We start from the raw sequence: 15,349 nt of genomic DNA, 5'->3' as shown, positions 1-15,349 counted from the left end.
CGTGACCAAACAGATTCTGACGGTGGGCCACAGTCGTGCGTCAAGGGTCCGTCCCCACACTTTTGGCGCGCGGGTCACATCCGCTCGGTACGAAATCCGGCCACGCACTACGCTGGAAACACGAGTGATGCGCTTGGTCACTGGGAGTTCGCTCAAGGGAGTGGGGTCGATGAGCCCGGTCCATCCCTCAGGCGAGGCGGCCACGGCTCGGGCGGTCGTCGACGACAACGGCATCCTGGCTCAGTGGAACGAGCACGCCCGCCGGCTGCTCGGCTATGAGCAGGACGAGCCTGTGGGCCGTCCCGCCGCCGAGCTGCTCGTCCCGGGCAGCCCCGTGCCGCCGCACCCACCGGGCGGAGTCCGGTGGAGCGGCACGGTCGAGCTGCGGCATCGGGACGGCCACAGCTTTTCGGTGTGGCTGCTCGCCAATCACCGCCCACCCGAGCGAGGCGGCGGCTGGCTCGTGGTCGCACCGCTGGACGACGGGGCGCGTCGCGCGCAGGACGCGCTGGTCCGGAGCGCGATGACGTACCTGCCGTGTGCCATCGCGGTCTGTGACCACGACCTGCGGCTGTGCGGCGTCAACGAGGCGATGTCCGGTGTGATCGGGCTGCCCTCGGAGCGCATCCGCGGTCTTCGGATCTCCGAGGTCAGTCCCACGCCCGAGATCGAGTCCCTGGAGGACCAGGCGCGCGAGGTCCTGGAGAGCGGGCAGGGACGCGATGTGCAGACCTACCTGCGCTCGAGCGGCGAGGAAAGCGCGCACGCCTGGCTGGTGCGGTACGCCCCTCTGACGGACGGTGACGGCCGGGTGCTCGGTGTGTGCATCGCCTCACACGACTTCACCGAGCACTACCTCGCACGGGAGCGACTCCAGCTGGTCAACGAGGCGAGCGTGCGCATCGGCACCACACTCGACGTGACCCGCACGGCTCAGGAGCTCGCCGACGTCTGTGTGCCCGCTCTCGCGGACTTCGTGGCCGTGGATCTGCTGGATCCGCCGACCGACGGGTCCGAGACCTATCCGAGTTCGCTCACCGCACCGATCGCACTGCGCCGGACCGCCCACCAGTCCGTGACCGCCGGCTCTCCCGAGGTACTGGTCGAGCCGGGCGGGATCGGCCTCTACCCCGAGGGCTCACCGCAGACGGAGTCACTGATGGCCCGTCGGACGACGGTCGTGGCCGACGCGGCCACCATGCTCACCAAGTGGCTCGACTGGGACCCGGCCCGTCGCCGATGGGTGCGTGAGTTCGGCGTGCACTCGACCATGTCGGTGCCGGTCCTCGCCCGTGGCGGGACGCTCGGCGTGGCCGTGCTCACGCGCTACCGGCGGCTGGACCCCTTCACCGCCGACGACGTGCTCCTCGCCGAGGAGATCACTGCTCGGGCCGCCATCTGCATCGACAACGCCCGCCGCTTCTCGCGCGAACGCAGAACGGCGCTCGCTCTTCAGCGCAGCCTGTTGCCGCGCACCCTGCCGCGGACCGCCGCGCTGGAGGCCGCCTCCCGCTATCTGCCGGCCGCACGCGCCGGAGTGGGGGGCGACTGGTTCGATCTGATCCCGCTGTCCGGGATGCGGGTCGCCATGGTCGTGGGTGACGTCGTCGGCCACGGCATCCAGGCCTCGGCGACGATGGGACGGCTGCGCACCGCGGTGCGGACGCTCGCCGACATCGACCTGGCGCCGGACGAGCTGCTCACGCATCTCGACGACCTCGTGGTGCAGCTCTCCAAGGAGGCGGGACAGGACAGTACGACCGGCGAAGTGGGTGCCACCTGCCTGTATGCGGTGTACGACCCGGTCTCACGCCGGTGCACCCTCGCACGTGCGGGCCACCCCTCGCCGGTGATGATGGCGCCGGGCCAGTCGCCCCGGGACATCAAGCTGCCCGGCGGCCCCCCGCTGGGCCTCGGCGGGCAGCCGTTCGAGTCGGCCGAGATCGTCTTGCCCGAGGGCACCGTGCTCGGCCTGTACACCGACGGGCTGATCGAGACCCGCGATCATGACGTCGACGCCGGGCGCCTGCTGCTGTACGGGGCGCTCTCCGGGGCCCCGGCGGACCAGGGAACCGCGTCGGCCGCGGACTCGCTGGACGACGCCTGCGACCGGATCCTGCGCGCCCTGCTGCCCGTCGACGGGACGGCCGACGATGTGGCGCTGCTGGTCGCCCGCACCCGGGAGCTGCCCGCCGCACGGGTCGCGACCTGGGCCGTGCCCTCACAGCCGTCACGCATCGCGGCGATCCGCAAGGAGGTGGTCGGCCGGCTCGCGGCATGGGGGCTGAGCGAGGCCCTGTTCACGGCCGAGCTGGTGGTCAGCGAACTGGTCACCAACGCCGTCCGGTACGGCGAGCAGCCGATCCGGCTCCGGCTGATCCATGACACCGCCACGCTGATCTGCGAGGTCTCGGACGGCAGCCACACCGCCCCACATCTGCGAAGGGCCAGGACCTACGACGAGGGCGGCCGCGGTCTGCTGCTGGTCGCCCAGCTCACCCAGCGCTGGGGCAGCCGCCACACCACGGAGGGCAAGACGATCTGGGCAGAGCTGAACCTGCTCGAGGAGTGACGTCGCGGGACGCGCGCCTCAGTGGTGACGGCCCCAGCCCCGGTGCGACCCCCGGCCGTCGTGGTCTCCCCACTCCCCGTGACCGCCTTGGTCCCCCTGACCGTCCTGGTCACCTTGGTTGCCCTGGTCGCCCTGGTCGCCTTGGTCGCCCGGCGCACAGTCCCCAGCGGGGCACGTGTCCCGTCCCGGGTCGGAGGACGGATCCACCCCCGCGGCGGACCCGGGTGGGGCGGTCGGCTCCGCCGCGATCCTGGTCGCGTCGGAGGGCGCGGCAAAGGGGTCACCGCTCACGGCGGCGGAGGCGGCCGGGTCGAGCGACTGCATCTGCTGCGCCTTCGGGGTGTCGACCGCCCACCGCTGGGTGCCGTCCTGCGTGCGCGCCTTGGCCACCAGCCCCACGTCGGCCGTGGGCGCCGCGGGGGCCAGGGCGAGGCCCTGGTTCCAGCGTGGCACGATGACGCCCTGGAGGGTGAAGTCGTAGCGCACGTTCTTCGCCTCGGCCTGCGACTCGTCCGCGCACGCGGCGAGTTGGACCGCATAGCCGAGGTGCGAGTCCAGACACAGGCCGGGGTCGGTGGCGCTGCGCAGCAGACCGTCGGCCTCGTACGACCACTGCTGGGCCGCGGGCGAGGTGCAGGAGACCAGCACGGCCTCCGCGCCGACAACCGCTCCCTGCTGGTCGAGGCCGATGCACAGGCCGCTGTCCTGGTGGCGGAGCCGGCCGGTGAAGGCACCCGTGGGCACATCTGCGGCGGCACCGACCCAGGAGGGTGAAGCCGAGGCGCCTTCGGGCGAGCCACCCGGGTCGCCGGACGGTGCGCCCGCGCCCGTCGCGGCCTGCCCGTCCGCTCTCGAGCCGGACCACACCGCGAGCGGTATGAGGACGAGGGCGCTGACAGCGGCCACGGCGAGTGCGATCTGCCGGCGGTGCGGCGAGGGACGGGAAGCCTTGTGCGCGGCCGCGGAACGGGCGCGCAGAACGGCAGCGGCACCGAAGAAGCGCCGAAGTCCTCCGCCCGGGGCGTCGGGTGCCACGACCGCGGGTGCGGGGGGCTCGGGGACCGAGGTCGCGTGGACTGGGTCGATCAGCGGCTCTCCCCCCACCGGCCCGGGTGCGGACGCAGTCGCCGCCCGGGCCTGAGCGCTCTTGGCCTCCAGGTAGGCCTGTGCACCCCAGCCCAGCACACCCTCGGCAAGCAGGAGCGCGAGCCGCTTGTGGAAGCCGTCCAGTTGTTCGGCGGCGTTGTGGCAGTGCGCGCAGCCGTCCATGTGCAGCCGCAGATCGGGATCGAGAGGGGTGCCGTTCCGGCGCAGCGAGACGTCCAGCAGCCGGGCGTAGCGGCGGCAGCCCTCGTCGGAGGCGGACTCACGGTGGATGTCCAGACAGACCTCGCGCAGCAGTTCACGCGCCCGCTCGAGCCTCATCACCGCGTCGAGCGGATCGATCCCCAACAGGGCCGCGGGCACGGCCGGTTCCTCGCACTCGACCTCGACGTGCCACAGCAGACAGCGCGCGGGCTCGGGAAGCCGCTGAAAGGCGCGGGACACCAGCCGCCGGTTCTCGGATGGCAGCAGGCGCAACGCGGCGCGCTCGGCGCTGCCGGGCCGGGACCGCAGCTCCGGGTGGAGAAGCGAGCGGCGGTGGTCGGCGTCCCATTGGCCGGCCAGTCGCCGTACCGTCACGAGCAGTTGGGGCCGCCATGCGGCCGTGGGCCCGCCCTGGCCCGCCGAGTCCTCGAACAGCCGGGTGAACGCCGCCGTGGTGAGCATTCCGGCGGGATGGGCGCCGTCCGTGCACAACCGGGCGTAGATGTAGGCGGACTCCCAGTGGCGGTCGAGCAGTTCACCGACGGGATGGTGCACGGGTCTCTTCCCGGCCGACTTCTTCAGCTCGGCGGCAAGCTGTTCGTCGGTCGGGCCGTACGAAGGAATGGGGCCGGGGGAATTTTCCTGGACCCCCACGTGCACGTCCACGATCCTCCAAAGCCCACGCGGAAGTTCTTCGGTACAGACCTGAACAGGCACGGCCCGACCGCCCATGCGGGAAGTGCCCATGAGGTCATCAGCATTTCGAACATCCGCCCCGCAGAGTTGCCTCGAAGGGGGCGGCGAACGACAACGCCCGTATGCGCAGCGGAAATGGTCGAGGTCCACGCGCCGACGGTGACACCTTTTCACAGACCGCCGTGCCCCAACAAGAGACCCCCTCTCTTTCCCATTCCCATCCCCCCCCGGCACCTACTTGACAAAAAGTCAGTCAAACAGGAACCGGTCCCCTGAATTCCGGGACCGTCCGGCCGCTTACTCCCGGGAATTCACCTGCCGGCGCCTCGGCGCGGGAACGGTACGCACCGGGCGGGGTTCCGAAGCGCTGGCGGAAGAGCCGGCCGAAGTGGAACGGGCCGGCGAATCCCGAGGCACCGGCCACGCGGTCGACCGGTCTCCTCCAACAGCCGTGCCGCATGCCGCAGTCGGGCCCCGCGCAACACGTTCATCGGTGAGCACCGAACTGTTCGGTGAAAAGGTGCGCAAAAACGCGACGGGGAGAGCGAGACGCCTGCGGCGAGCGATCGCACCGTGTGCGGCGCACCCGGGTCGGCCGCGATCAGCGCCTCGGCACCCGCCCGGTCCGGCCGCGGTGCCCGTGGAGATGGACCCCGGCGGCTACCTGTTCTTCAACGGCAGCCTGGTACACCGCTCACAGCCGAGCCGGAGCACCGAACGCTTCCGGCGCTCCTTCATCGGCCACTACGCGGGCCGTTCCAACCTCCGCATCGGCCGCTGCTACCGGAACCTGACGATGGACGGCACACCCGTCGTACCGCCCGAGAGCGAGGGCGCGGACCCGTGCGGCTCTCAGTTCACGGCCGCGGAGCCGCACTGACGCCCCTCAGGCGGTGAAGCCGAGGACGGTCTCCGCGACCGCCCTGGGGTTCTCCAGCAGCATGGCATGCGTGGCGTCGACAGCGGCCACGGTCACCCGGTGCCGCTCCTCGGCCAGCGCATCGAGGTCCCGTGCCAGCCCCTTGGCGTAGGCGGCCATCATCGGTTCGAACCAGCCGAGGCCGGACACGGCCGGCTCCACCCGCTGGGCGCGGACCAGCAGCAGCGGTGCGGGCATCGCGCGGAACAGGGCGAAGAGGTCGAGGGAGTCGATCTCCGCGAGCATCTGCACGGCCTCGCCCCGGCCGGGCCGTACCTCCAGAACCCCGTCCTCGCGTTCGTGCACGGAGCGCAGAACGCCCGCCTCCAGCAGTTCGTAGGGAACGCCCAGCCGGTCGGACATCGCACGCTGCTCGGCGAGAAGCTCCTTCAGCCCGTCCGCGGACAGCTCCCTGCCCAGTCCCTCGGCGTTCAGTGCCCGGACCAGGCCCAGATGCCGCAGGACGTAGTCCGGATCAAGACCCATGTACTGGTCGGGGCGCCCCCAGCCGAATCCGTCGAGGTTCACGGCCCCGGGCGTCACCTCCGGGTGCTCCAGCGCGTAGAGCACGGCGAGCACGCCGCCCAGCGAGTGCCCGACGGGGAGGGCTGCGGGGATCCCGTGCGCCGCCAGTGCCCGCTCGAGGTCCCCCAGCACCGCGGGCAGACGCCATGGCCCGGACGGGGAGCGGCCGTGGCCACGCAGATCGACGGCCAGCACGCGGTGGCGCTTCAGCAGCAGGGGTGCGACGGCGGCCCAGTCGGCGAGCGTGCGTCCGGCGCCGTGCAGGAGCAGCAGCGGCGGACCCTCGCCCCCGTGATCGTGAATGGCCAGCTCGATACGGTCTCCGGTCATGGAACGACACTAAAGCGTCCACTCCTGACAGATTGGACATACGGGGCAAGAGGTTCCACGGCGCCGCTGCGGCAGCCGTATGCCGCGGCGGCGCCGGTGGGACGCCCACCGCCCCTCAGGTCCCCTTAGGCAACCTCACCGGCGTGAGCAGATCGAAGGCACGCTCCCACTCGAAGTCCGGGCGCCCGCCCTTCTTGTCCGTGCCCCCGGCGTAGGGCTCGCCGAACCGGACCCCCATGCCGCCCAGCCGTTCGAGGCTGGCACGGTAGGCGGGATGGGCCGCGAGCGCCTCGCTCACACAGGGCAGCGCCGCGATCGGGACGCCGAGGCCGTATGCCTCGCACAAGGTGCCCAGCGCGAGGGTGTCCGCCAGGCCGGCGGCCCACTTGTTGACCGTGTTGAAGGTGGCCGGAGCGACGACGATCGCGTCCGGAGCCGGGAACGGCCGTGTTTCGCCCGGCGTGCGCCAGGCGGACCGGATCGGGCGGCCCGTCAGTGTCTCGACCGTGCCGGTGTCGAAGAAGCGGAGCGCGAGGGGGGTGGCGACGACGCCGACCTCCCAGCCCCGCTCCTGTGCGGCCGTGATCAGTTTGCTGATGTCCTCGGCGATGCCCGAGGCGCAGACGACGACGTACAGAAAGGGCTTCGAAGCGACTTCGGTCACCTGAGCACTCTAGGGGGTGCCGACCCCTTCCCGCCGGGCCCCGAACGACCTCGGGTCCGGAATGACTGCTACGGTAGAGAACGCCGGTTCTCCCCGAGGGCGCCCAGGAGGGCTCGTACATGGACAGCGAAGTCGCCCGGGACCGCGCCCTGGACGCCGCGGAGAAGCTGTTCTACGGCCGAGGCATACACAGCGTCGGGATGGACGACATCCGCAGCACGTCCGGGTTGTCGCTGAAGCGGCTGTACCAGCTGTTCCCGGCCAAGGAGCAGTTGGTCGAGGCCTACCTGGAGCGGCGCGACGTGGCCTGGCGGCAGCGGCTGGCCGCCCATGTGGACCGATGCACGGACCCCCGTGAGCGGATCCTGTCGGTGTTCGACTGGCTTCGGCTGTGGTTCCTGGAGCCCGACTTCCGCGGCTGCGCGTGGATCAACTCGTACGGGGAGCTGGGTGCCACGTCCCCTCGGGTGCTCGCCCAGGTGCGCGCCCACAAGCAGGCGTTCAGGGCCTATGTGGCCGGCCTGGTGGCCGACGCGGAACTGCCCGAGCCGCTGGGCGGCCAGCTGTATCTGCTGGCCGAGGGTGCCATGGTGACGGCCGGCATAGAGGGCAGCGCGGAACCCGCCGTGCAGGCGGGGCTGGCGGCCGGTCTCCTGCTGGAGGCCTACCGGTAGAGCGGGACCGGTGCACGGCCCGCCAGTTCGGTCACCCGGTCCCGTGCCGCCGCGAACGAGGCCTCCGCCGACTCACGGAACGGGGCCAGTGCGGGAACGATCCCGGCGAGACAGGAGCCGCGTGGGGCCGGGAGCGTGGCCGAGCAGACGGTGCTGTTGCGCGCGAGGGCCCGATTCGCCCGGGTGGCGCTCGTGGACGGGGTCGTGGGCGTTGTCGTGGCCCTCGCGGGCGGTTGCTCCTGATGCTCAGGGTTCACGGTCGAGGACGGCAGCGTCACCTCGTACGAGGCGATCGGTGATCCCGTACGACTGCGGTGGCTCTCCCTGGCCGTCCTCGACGCGTGAGCGAACTCGACTCAGTGTGCGGGAGAGGTCTCGGCCCCCTTCTCGGTGACGGTGATGGCGCTCACCGGGCAGGCGCGCGCGGCCTCCCGCACCAGCGGGTCACCGCCGCCGTCCTCCTTGCCGGGCAGCAGTTCGCTGTAGCCGTCGTCGTCCTGGGTGAAGACGCCGGGCGCGGCGAGGGCACACTGGCCCGCGCCGATGCAGACGTCCCTGTCGATCGTGATGGAGATGTCGCCGGTCATGGAGTCAAGCCTCTTACCAGGTCACGGGGAGTTCCAGCATCCCCTGGATCGTGTCGCCGGGTTTGAAGGGGATCTGCTCCGCCGGGGCCGCGAGCCGCAGGCCGGGCAGCGTCTCGAAGAGGGTGTGCAGGGCGATCTCCAGCTCGGCCCGGGCCAGGTTCTGACCGAGGCACTGGTGGATCCCGAACCCGAAGGCGACGTGGTGGCGGGCCGGGCGATGCCAGTCCAGCGTGTCCGGCTGGGCAAAAGCCGCGGTGTCCCGGTTGATGACGGACGTGGAGAAGAGCACGCCCTCGTCGGCCCGGATGGTCGCACCCGCGAACTCGATGTCCTCGGTGGCCACCCGCAGCAGCCCGTCGGCGATGGACAGGAAGCGCAGCAGTTCCTCCACCGCGCCCGAGATCAGTTCCGGCTCGGCACGCAGTTCGGCGAGCTGCTCCGGATGGCGGAGCAGGGTGAACGTGCCCAGCGAGATCATGTTGGCGGTCGTCTCGTGCCCGGCGACCAGCAGCAGCGTGGCCAGGGAGACCAGCTGGGCCCGGTCCAGCGCGCCGTCGCGCAACTGCTCCTGGATCAGCTCGTCCAACAGCCCGTCCCCCGGCTCGGCGCGCTTTTTGTCGATCAGGTCCCCGAGATATCGGTCGAGCTGGTCGCGGGCGTCCTGGGTGTCGGCCGCGGACGGGCCGCGCAGCACACGGCGGGACTGCTCCTCGAAGAACTCGTGGTCGGCGTAGGGGACGCCGAGCAGGTCACAGATCACCATCGACGGCAGGGGCAGCGCGAACGCGCGCACCAGCTCGGCCGGCGGCCTCGCGGTCACCATGTCCGACAGCAGCCGGTCGACCGTCTCCTGGATGCGCGGGCGCATCGCGGTGACCCTCTTGACGGTGAAGCTGGGCACCAGCATGCGGCGCTGGTCGTGGTGCTCGGGGTCGTCGACTCCGAGCAGTGTGAGCCTGCGGTCGCGGGAGCGGGCGAAGCGCTCGTTGGTCATCGGGAACGCGGCTCGGGTCCGGTCGGAGGACAGCCGGGGGTCGGCGAGGAGCTGACGGGCGGCCGAATGCCCGGTGACCACCCACACGTCCCGTCCGTCGTACAGGGTGACCCGGCTCAGGGGCCTTCCCTCGCGCAACGGATCGTAGGCGGTCGGCGGGTGGTAGGGGCAGGTGCGGTCCTGGGGGAAAGTGACCGGTTCTGACGCGGTTGTAGCGGGTTTCATCATGAATGACCTCGCACGCGAAGATTCACCTCTTGCCGAGCTCCATTAGATGCCCAAGGCACCTACAGGGCCACCCGAAGTTCGGTCGAATGCCGCCGGATGCCCTGGGGGCCGAAACGTGTCTTCGGTCGGCCGGCTCGTGGCGCCGCGGCGCCGGGACGCGCCGCGTGCTTGCGCAAGTGCCATCGTAAACCGCTTGCCGGGGCCTTCGTCGTTCGCCAAGATCTGCGCATGCCGACGTTCGAAGCCCTTCTGCCGCCGAGCTCCGCCGCCGTCTGCCCGGTGGGACGCCGACAGCAGCCCGGCCGTCAGCGGAGGCACTCGCTCTCACCGTCATGACCGGCGCGCTCGTCGCCGGGCTGGTCGCGGGCTACGGCATCGCCGTGCCCGTCGGAGCCGTGGGCGCCTACCTCGTCTCCCTCACGGCCCGTACGTCCCTGCGGACCGGTGCGTGCGCCGCGCTCGGCGTCGCCAGCGCCGACGGGATCTACGCCCTGGTCGCGACCGCCGGCGGCGCCGCGCTCGCCGCAGCCCTGCAACCGGTGCTGGAGCCCCTGCGCTGGGTCTCGGCCCTGGTACTGGCCGCCCTCGCCCTGCAAGCGGCCGTGACCGGTCTGCGCAGGTACCGCTCCGCGGGAGACGCCGCCGCGGTCCCCGCGGCACCTCCGGGACCCGCGCGCGCCTATCTGGGGCTGCTGGGCGTCACGCTGCTCAATCCGACCACCGTGATCTACTTCGCCGCGCTGGTCCTCGGAAGTCGTTCGACCGATTCGGCAGGGCCGCTGGAGCAGGGGCTCTTCGTCCTCGCGGCCTTCGCAGCGTCCGCCAGTTGGCAGCTGACGCTGGCCGGGAGCGGCGCGCTGCTCGGCAGGGCGCTGACCGGGCCGCGCGGACGGCTGATGACGGCTTTCGCCTCCAGCGCGGTGATGGCGGCGCTCGCGGTGCGGATGCTGGTGGCGCCGAGTTGACCGGAATCACTCCCCGGCATGGGGGAACGCCTGGCCGATCCCTGTCGGGGCTGCCGTGTCGAACACGCGGTGCGGATGAAACCGTGAGCGGCTGGTGTTGAATTTCGACACGCGTGGTCCCAGGTATGGAACTCCCCTACCAGGACACCACGGACGTGACAGCAGTCGTACACGACGATGGGACGGATGCCATGCCTCTTGAGGGCGAGTACGAACCCAGCCCGACTCAGTGGGTGCGCGATCAGGTCGAGTTGTACGAGAGCTCGGGCGGCACCCGGGGGACGACGCTCCAGGACACGGGCTTGCCGGTGATCATCCTCACGACCCTGGGAGCCAAGAGCGGCAAGATCCGGAAGACTCCGCTCATGCGCGTCGAGCACGAGGGCCGGTACGCCGCGGTCGCCTCGCTGGGCGGCGCGCCCAAGCACCCCGTCTGGTACTACAACGTCACGGACCACCCCACCGTGATGCTCCAGGACGGTCCCGAGCGCCGGGAGATGACGGCCCGTGAGGTCACGGGCGAGGAGAAGGCGGCGTGGTGGGAGCGGGCGGTCGCGGCCTACCCGCCGTACGCCGACTACCAGAAGAAGACCGACCGTGAGATCCCCGTCTTCGTGCTGGAGCCGGCCGGGAAGTGAGCGCACCCACTGCGAAGGGCCGCACGGCTGCCCCCTTGCGGCCCTTCGCGGTCGCCGGAAAGGTCAGGCGGGCAAGGGCTGTTCGGCCCAGATCGTCTTTCCCTCGTTGGTCTGCCGGCTCCCCCATCGCTGGGTGAGCTGGGCGACCAGCAGCAGACCGCGGCCCCCTTCGTCGAAGGCGTGCGCACGGCGCAGATGGGGTGAGGTGGAACTGCCGTCGGTCACCTCGCAGATCAGCGAGCGGTCGCGGATCAGCCGCAGCTGGATGGGCGCGCCGCCGTAGCGGATCGCGTTGGTCACCAGCTCGCTGACGACCAGTTCGGTGACGAAGGCGACCTCGCCGAGGCCCCATTCGGCCAGTTGCTCGATTGCGCACTGACGTGTGATGGCGACCTGGGCCGGGTCCGGGGGCACGTCCCAGGTCGCCACCTGGTCGGCACCCAGAGCCCGGGTACGGGCCAGCAGCAACGCGACGTCGTCGCCCGGCTCGTCGGACAGCACCGACTTCACGACCTTGTCGCACAGGTCGTCCAGGGAGCCGCGCGAGGTCTGCAAGGCGCGGCACAGCTCGGTGGCGCCGCGGTCGAGATCGCGGTCGCGCCCCTCGATCAGCCCGTTGGTGTACAGGGCGATCAAGGAGCCCTCCGGCAGCTCCAGTTCCGTCTCCTCGAAGGGCAGTCCGCCGACGCCGAGCGGCGGCCCGGCGGCCATCGCGACGAGCCGTGCATCGCCGTCGGGCTGCAGGACGACCGGCGCCGGATGCCCTGCGGCCGCCAGCGCGAGGCGCCGCGAGACGGGGTCGTAGACCGCGTACAGGCAGGTGGCGCCCAGCTCGCCCACCTCCTCCTCACCGCTCTCGTCGGCCGCCAGGTGCGTGACGAGGTCGTCGAGGTGGGTGAGGAGCTCGTCCGGCGGCAGGTCGACGTCGGCGAGGGTCCGTACGGCCGTGCGCAGCCGGCCCATGGTGGCCGAGGAGCGGATGCCGTGTCCCACCACGTCGCCGACGACGAGGGCGACCCGCCCCCCGGACAGCGGGATCACATCGAACCAATCGCCCCCGATCCCGGCCTGCGATCCGGAGGGAAGGTAGCGGTGGGCGACTTCGAGCGCGGCCTGTTCGGCCAGCCCGCGCGGCAGCAGGCTGTGCTGCAGGGCCAGCGCGGTCGACCGTTCACGGGTGAAGCGGCGGGCGTTGTCGAAGCTGACGGCGGCCCGGCTCGCCAGCTCCTCGGCGAGGACGGCGTCGTCGGCCGCGTAGGGGTCCGGGTTGGCGATGCGCACGAACACCACCACACCGAGGGTGGTGCCGCGGGCCCGCAACGGCACGGTCACCATGGAATGGGCGCCCCTGCGAAAGGCGGGATCGCCGATGTCCTGTGCGTTGCGCTGCTGCACCCAGCGGTCGAAGTCGGGTTCCCCGGCCCTGCGCAGCACCGCCAGTCCCTCGCGCAGCGCTCTGACGGGCGGGGAGAGCGGGTGATAGGTGTCCGCGTCCCCCAGCCTGACCGCCGCTTCGGGGATGCCCTCGGTGACCGAGAGGTGGGCGATACGGCGGAGCACGATGTTGTCGCCGGCCGACTTCGGGGGTTCGTCCTTGTCGAGGACCCAGTCGATCAGGTCCACGCTGGCGAAGTCGGCGAACCGGGGAATGGCCACCTCCAGCAGTTCCTCGGCGGTCCGCACCACGTCCAGCGTGGTGCCGATCGCGGTGGCGGCCTCGTTCAGCAGCATCAGCCGTTGGCGCGCCCAGTGCTGCTCGCTGTTGTCCCAGGCCGAGATGGCGACGGCGGTCACCTGGTCCGAGGTGGTGTACACCGGCCACATGTCGATGGTCCAGGCACGCTTGCGGTGGTGCGAGGGGCGGTCGCGAAAACTCTCGTAGTGCACCGGGAGGCCGCTCTCCGCGACGTGGCGCAGATGGCTCAGGAACTGCTGGTCGTGATCGTCGCGGCGGTCCGCGGTGTCCGGGAAGTACTGTCCGGCGAGGCCGTCCGGATCGACCTCCATGAGCTCCCCGGCCCTGTCGTTGGCCCTGAGGAAGCGCTGCGCCGTGTCGAAGACGGACAGCGCCACCGGCGCCTGCTGGAACGCCTGGGCCACCAGCAGGTTCTCCTCGGACTCGGAAGCGGTGACCACCACGAAACCGACCGGGTCGCCGTCCGGGCCGGTCATGGGGACGGCGCTCAGGTGCAGCGGCAGGGGCTGCCCGTCCCGACGCCGCACCACGACCGTGCCGGTCAGAGCGGTCAGCGCCGGAGGTACCGTGCCCTCTGCGAGGAGATCCTGCGCCGCGCGTCCCACGACCTCCTCGGGCGGATATCCCGTCAGCCGCTGGGCACCTTCGCTCCATCCCGTCACCGTGCCCCGGGCGTCGACGATCGCCGCTGCGGCGACTTCCTCCATATGGTCCAGAATGATCCCTCGGATGCGTTACCTCAACCTGGCCCCCGCCTACCGGCCGCTGCCCGCCCGGGGCGGGATCCGGACGGCGCCGTGTTCGATCAGGCTCTCGGCGCAGTCCAGCACCGTCTGCCGCGCGGGACGGGGCTGCCAGCCGAGGACCCGGTGTGCCTTCTCGGTGGTGTGGCGGTTGCGCCGGCCGAGGGAGGGCGTGATCTCCCGCGGTGACGGGTCCCGGAACCTGGCCAGGAGCCGTACGACCACGTCCGGCACCTGCCGGGTGGACACCTGACGGCCCTCGGCCCCGAGGCCGTCGCGCAGGGCGTGCGCCATCTCCGACATCCACAGGAACTCACCCGTGGCGAGGAAGCGCTCCCCCGCGGCCTGCGGTGCGGTCATCGCCCGGACATGGACGTCGACGAGGTCCCGGACGTCCACGATCTCCAGGCCGATCCTCGGAATGCCGCGCATCTCCCCGGACAGCATCCGGCCGACGATGCCGACGGACCCGATGTTGCCCGTCGTGAGAACGGGTCCGAAAACCGCGCCCGGAAGCACCGTGGTCAGTTCGGTGGGGCCGTCGTGCTCCTGCATGAAGTCCCAGGCCGCTCGCTCGGCGACGGTCTTCGAGCGGCGGTAGGGGATCAGGGTCGGGTCGTCGGGGTCGGTCCACAGCGTCTCGTCGGTCACGCCCTGCGTGGCATAGGACGAGGGGCTCGAGGCGTTCGCCGCCGACGTCATCACCACACGCTTCACCCCGGCCGCGGTCGCGGCGCGCAGGACCCGCAGTGTGCCGCCGCGGGCGGTGGCCACGATGGTGCCCGGTTCGTTGGAGGCCGTCCCGAGCGGGGAGGCGACGTGGAGCACTCGGTCGACGTCGTTGAGCGCGGCGTCCCAGCCGTCGTCGTGTGTGAGGTCGGCGACGGCGAAGCTCAGCCTGCCGGCCGGGTCGACGACGGTCGAGACCGCGTCGGTGACGGCCTGCTCCCGGTCCCGGCCGCGCACCGTGGTCCGTACCTCGTAACCGCGCCGCAGGAGTTCGGCGACGCACCAACCGGCGATGTAGCCGCTTCCCCCGGTGACCAGAACCAATTCGGGCATGACTGTTCCTCCACGGTCTGGGTGGGATGTGCCAAAATGAAGCGGAGGCCCCTCCGCTATGCCCATCAACGTACCGGAGGCCCCTCCGCTTAGCAATTCGCACCGGACGGACGACTGACACCTGTGAACTCGCTGCCTTCGAAACCGACCCGCAAGGACGCCGTGGACAACCGGGACCGGATCCTGACCGTCGCCCGGGAGGCGTTCGCCGCCTCTACCGCCGCCTCGCTCACGGGGATCGCGAAGAAGGCCGGCGTCGGAATCGGCACGCTCTACCGCCACTTCCCCACCCGGGAAGCGCTGATCCTCGAGCTGTACCGGCACGACATCCAGCAGCTCATCGACCTCGCCCCAGCACTCCTCGCGGAGAACCCGCCCCTCACCGCCCTCCGGCTCTGGTTCGACGAAGTGGCCCGGTACGGACGGCTCAAGTACGGCGTCGCCGAGGTCATCCACGCCGCCACCAACGCCGGAGTGGACGACGAGTACTACGGGCCCTTCGTCGCCGCCATCGGCGTACTGGTCGACGCGGGGGCCGCCGAGGGCTCGCTCAAGCCCGGCCTCGACCCGGAGGACGTCCTGCTGCAGCTCAGTGTTCTGTGGCGCATCGATCCGGCACGGGACGGCGAGGCGAGAGCCGCACGCGTGCTCGGCCTCATCATCGACGGCCTGCGGGCCGCGCCCCCGGCGTCCGGCTGACCCCTCGCGCGGTTCCACGCGGCCACCGCGCCGGTGGCCGGCCGGGTGA

The 15,349-nt window shown here is 71.3% G+C and carries 13 protein-coding genes and 1 pseudogene; 6 read left to right on the top strand and 8 right to left on the bottom strand.

Translation table 11 applies throughout. The features are described from left to right. The first annotated feature begins 169 nt into the window (after window positions 1-169). On the top strand, window positions 170-2,572 hold the full coding sequence (locus tag ADL25_RS23280) for a SpoIIE family protein phosphatase (RefSeq protein WP_059129739.1): 2,403 nt from the start codon (window positions 170-172) through the stop codon (window positions 2,570-2,572). An 18-nt stretch (window positions 2,573-2,590) separates the two neighbouring features. On the opposite strand, the gene ADL25_RS23275 is transcribed toward ADL25_RS23280, so the two are convergent. Further along, window positions 2,591-4,546 carry a ricin-type beta-trefoil lectin domain protein gene (locus tag ADL25_RS23275; RefSeq protein ID WP_159044979.1) on the bottom strand — a complete coding sequence of 652 codons (1,956 nt, stop codon included), beginning with the start codon at window positions 4,544-4,546 and terminating at the stop codon, window positions 2,591-2,593. 646 nt (window positions 4,547-5,192) lie between these two features. Here ADL25_RS23275 and ADL25_RS23270 point away from each other — a divergent pair. Further along, window positions 5,193-5,456, top strand: a pseudogene (locus ADL25_RS23270) (phytanoyl-CoA dioxygenase family protein); the annotation flags it as partial. A 6-nt stretch (window positions 5,457-5,462) separates the two neighbouring features. Here the strand turns inward: ADL25_RS23270 and ADL25_RS23265 are convergent. Continuing rightward, a complete protein-coding gene (locus ADL25_RS23265; protein WP_059129736.1) occupies window positions 5,463-6,350 on the bottom strand; it encodes an alpha/beta fold hydrolase in 888 nt (295 codons plus the stop codon). Between the two features lie 115 nt (window positions 6,351-6,465). Continuing rightward, entirely contained in the window at window positions 6,466-7,014 is a 549-nt protein-coding gene (locus ADL25_RS23260) for a flavoprotein (RefSeq protein ID WP_059129735.1), read from the bottom strand. A 119-nt stretch (window positions 7,015-7,133) separates the two neighbouring features. On the opposite strand from ADL25_RS23260, the gene ADL25_RS23255 reads away from it, so the two are divergent. Beyond that, window positions 7,134-7,688 carry a TetR/AcrR family transcriptional regulator gene (locus tag ADL25_RS23255; protein ID WP_059129734.1) on the top strand — a complete coding sequence of 185 codons (555 nt, stop codon included), beginning with the start codon at window positions 7,134-7,136 and terminating at the stop codon, window positions 7,686-7,688. On the opposite strand, the gene ADL25_RS49080 is transcribed toward ADL25_RS23255, so the two are convergent. The 3 genes from ADL25_RS49080 to ADL25_RS23240 all read right to left on the bottom strand — a co-directional run bounded on the left by ADL25_RS49080 (window position 7,679) and on the right by ADL25_RS23240 (window position 9,497). After that, window positions 7,679-7,945, bottom strand: a complete 267-nt coding sequence (locus ADL25_RS49080; RefSeq protein ID WP_159044978.1) for a hypothetical protein — start codon at window positions 7,943-7,945, stop codon at window positions 7,679-7,681. The genes ADL25_RS23255 and ADL25_RS49080 overlap by 10 nt on opposite strands. Before the next feature lie 99 nt (window positions 7,946-8,044). Beyond that, a complete protein-coding gene (locus ADL25_RS23245; RefSeq protein WP_252125051.1) occupies window positions 8,045-8,275 on the bottom strand; it encodes a ferredoxin in 231 nt (76 codons plus the stop codon). 13 nt (window positions 8,276-8,288) lie between these two features. Next, the gene (locus ADL25_RS23240) at window positions 8,289-9,497 is read right to left on the bottom strand and encodes a cytochrome P450 (RefSeq protein ID WP_107116679.1); all 1,209 of its coding nucleotides are present in this window, start codon (window positions 9,495-9,497) and stop codon (window positions 8,289-8,291) included. Window positions 9,498-9,829: 332 nt separating this feature from the next. On the opposite strand from ADL25_RS23240, the gene ADL25_RS23235 reads away from it, so the two are divergent. Together ADL25_RS23235 and ADL25_RS23230 are read left to right on the top strand one after the other, a co-directional pair. Beyond that, window positions 9,830-10,462: a LysE family transporter gene (locus tag ADL25_RS23235; protein WP_059129732.1), complete on the top strand. Its 633-nt coding sequence runs from the start codon at window positions 9,830-9,832 to the stop codon at window positions 10,460-10,462. 191 nt (window positions 10,463-10,653) lie between these two features. Beyond that, window positions 10,654-11,100 (top strand): nitroreductase family deazaflavin-dependent oxidoreductase, encoded by a 447-nt coding sequence (locus tag ADL25_RS23230; RefSeq protein WP_059129759.1) that lies wholly within the window; start codon window positions 10,654-10,656, stop codon window positions 11,098-11,100. Window positions 11,101-11,163: 63 nt separating this feature from the next. Here the strand turns inward: ADL25_RS23230 and ADL25_RS23225 are convergent, their stop codons facing one another. Next, window positions 11,164-13,503, bottom strand: coding sequence for a SpoIIE family protein phosphatase (locus tag ADL25_RS23225; RefSeq protein WP_059129731.1), 2,340 nt, complete (start codon window positions 13,501-13,503; stop codon window positions 11,164-11,166). A 48-nt stretch (window positions 13,504-13,551) separates the two neighbouring features. Continuing rightward, the gene (locus tag ADL25_RS23220) at window positions 13,552-14,601 is read right to left on the bottom strand and encodes an NAD-dependent epimerase/dehydratase family protein (protein WP_059129730.1); all 1,050 of its coding nucleotides are present in this window, start codon (window positions 14,599-14,601) and stop codon (window positions 13,552-13,554) included. Between the two features lie 123 nt (window positions 14,602-14,724). Between ADL25_RS23220 and ADL25_RS23215 the strand changes: the two genes are divergently transcribed. Further along, window positions 14,725-15,300 carry a TetR/AcrR family transcriptional regulator gene (locus ADL25_RS23215; RefSeq protein ID WP_059129729.1) on the top strand — a complete coding sequence of 192 codons (576 nt, stop codon included), beginning with the start codon at window positions 14,725-14,727 and terminating at the stop codon, window positions 15,298-15,300. Window positions 15,301-15,349: the final 49 nt, after the last annotated feature.

It is taken from the genome of Streptomyces sp. NRRL F-5122 (assembly GCF_001507435.1).
GTDB lineage: Bacteria > Actinomycetota > Actinomycetes > Streptomycetales > Streptomycetaceae > Streptomyces > Streptomyces lannensis.
The sequence above is the reverse complement of the archived record's forward strand: the minus strand, read 5'-3'. Positions and strand labels throughout refer to the sequence as shown.

Coding starts and splice junctions, on each gene's coding strand:
- ADL25_RS23280 (WP_059129739.1), top strand. CDS start 170: ATGAGCCCGGTCCATCCCTCAGGCGAGGCGGCCACGGCTCGGGCGGTC.
- ADL25_RS23225 (WP_059129731.1), bottom strand. CDS start 13,503: ATGGAGGAAGTCGCCGCAGCGGCGATCGTCGACGCCCGGGGCACGGTG.
- ADL25_RS23265 (WP_059129736.1), bottom strand. CDS start 6,350: ATGACCGGAGACCGTATCGAGCTGGCCATTCACGATCACGGGGGCGAG.
- ADL25_RS23255 (WP_059129734.1), top strand. CDS start 7,134: ATGGACAGCGAAGTCGCCCGGGACCGCGCCCTGGACGCCGCGGAGAAG.
- ADL25_RS23240 (WP_107116679.1), bottom strand. CDS start 9,497: ATGATGAAACCCGCTACAACCGCGTCAGAACCGGTCACTTTCCCCCAG.
- ADL25_RS23245 (WP_252125051.1), bottom strand. CDS start 8,275: ATGACCGGCGACATCTCCATCACGATCGACAGGGACGTCTGCATCGGC.
- ADL25_RS23220 (WP_059129730.1), bottom strand. CDS start 14,601: ATGCCCGAATTGGTTCTGGTCACCGGGGGAAGCGGCTACATCGCCGGT.
- ADL25_RS23235 (WP_059129732.1), top strand. CDS start 9,830: ATGACCGGCGCGCTCGTCGCCGGGCTGGTCGCGGGCTACGGCATCGCC.
- ADL25_RS23230 (WP_059129759.1), top strand. CDS start 10,654: ATGCCTCTTGAGGGCGAGTACGAACCCAGCCCGACTCAGTGGGTGCGC.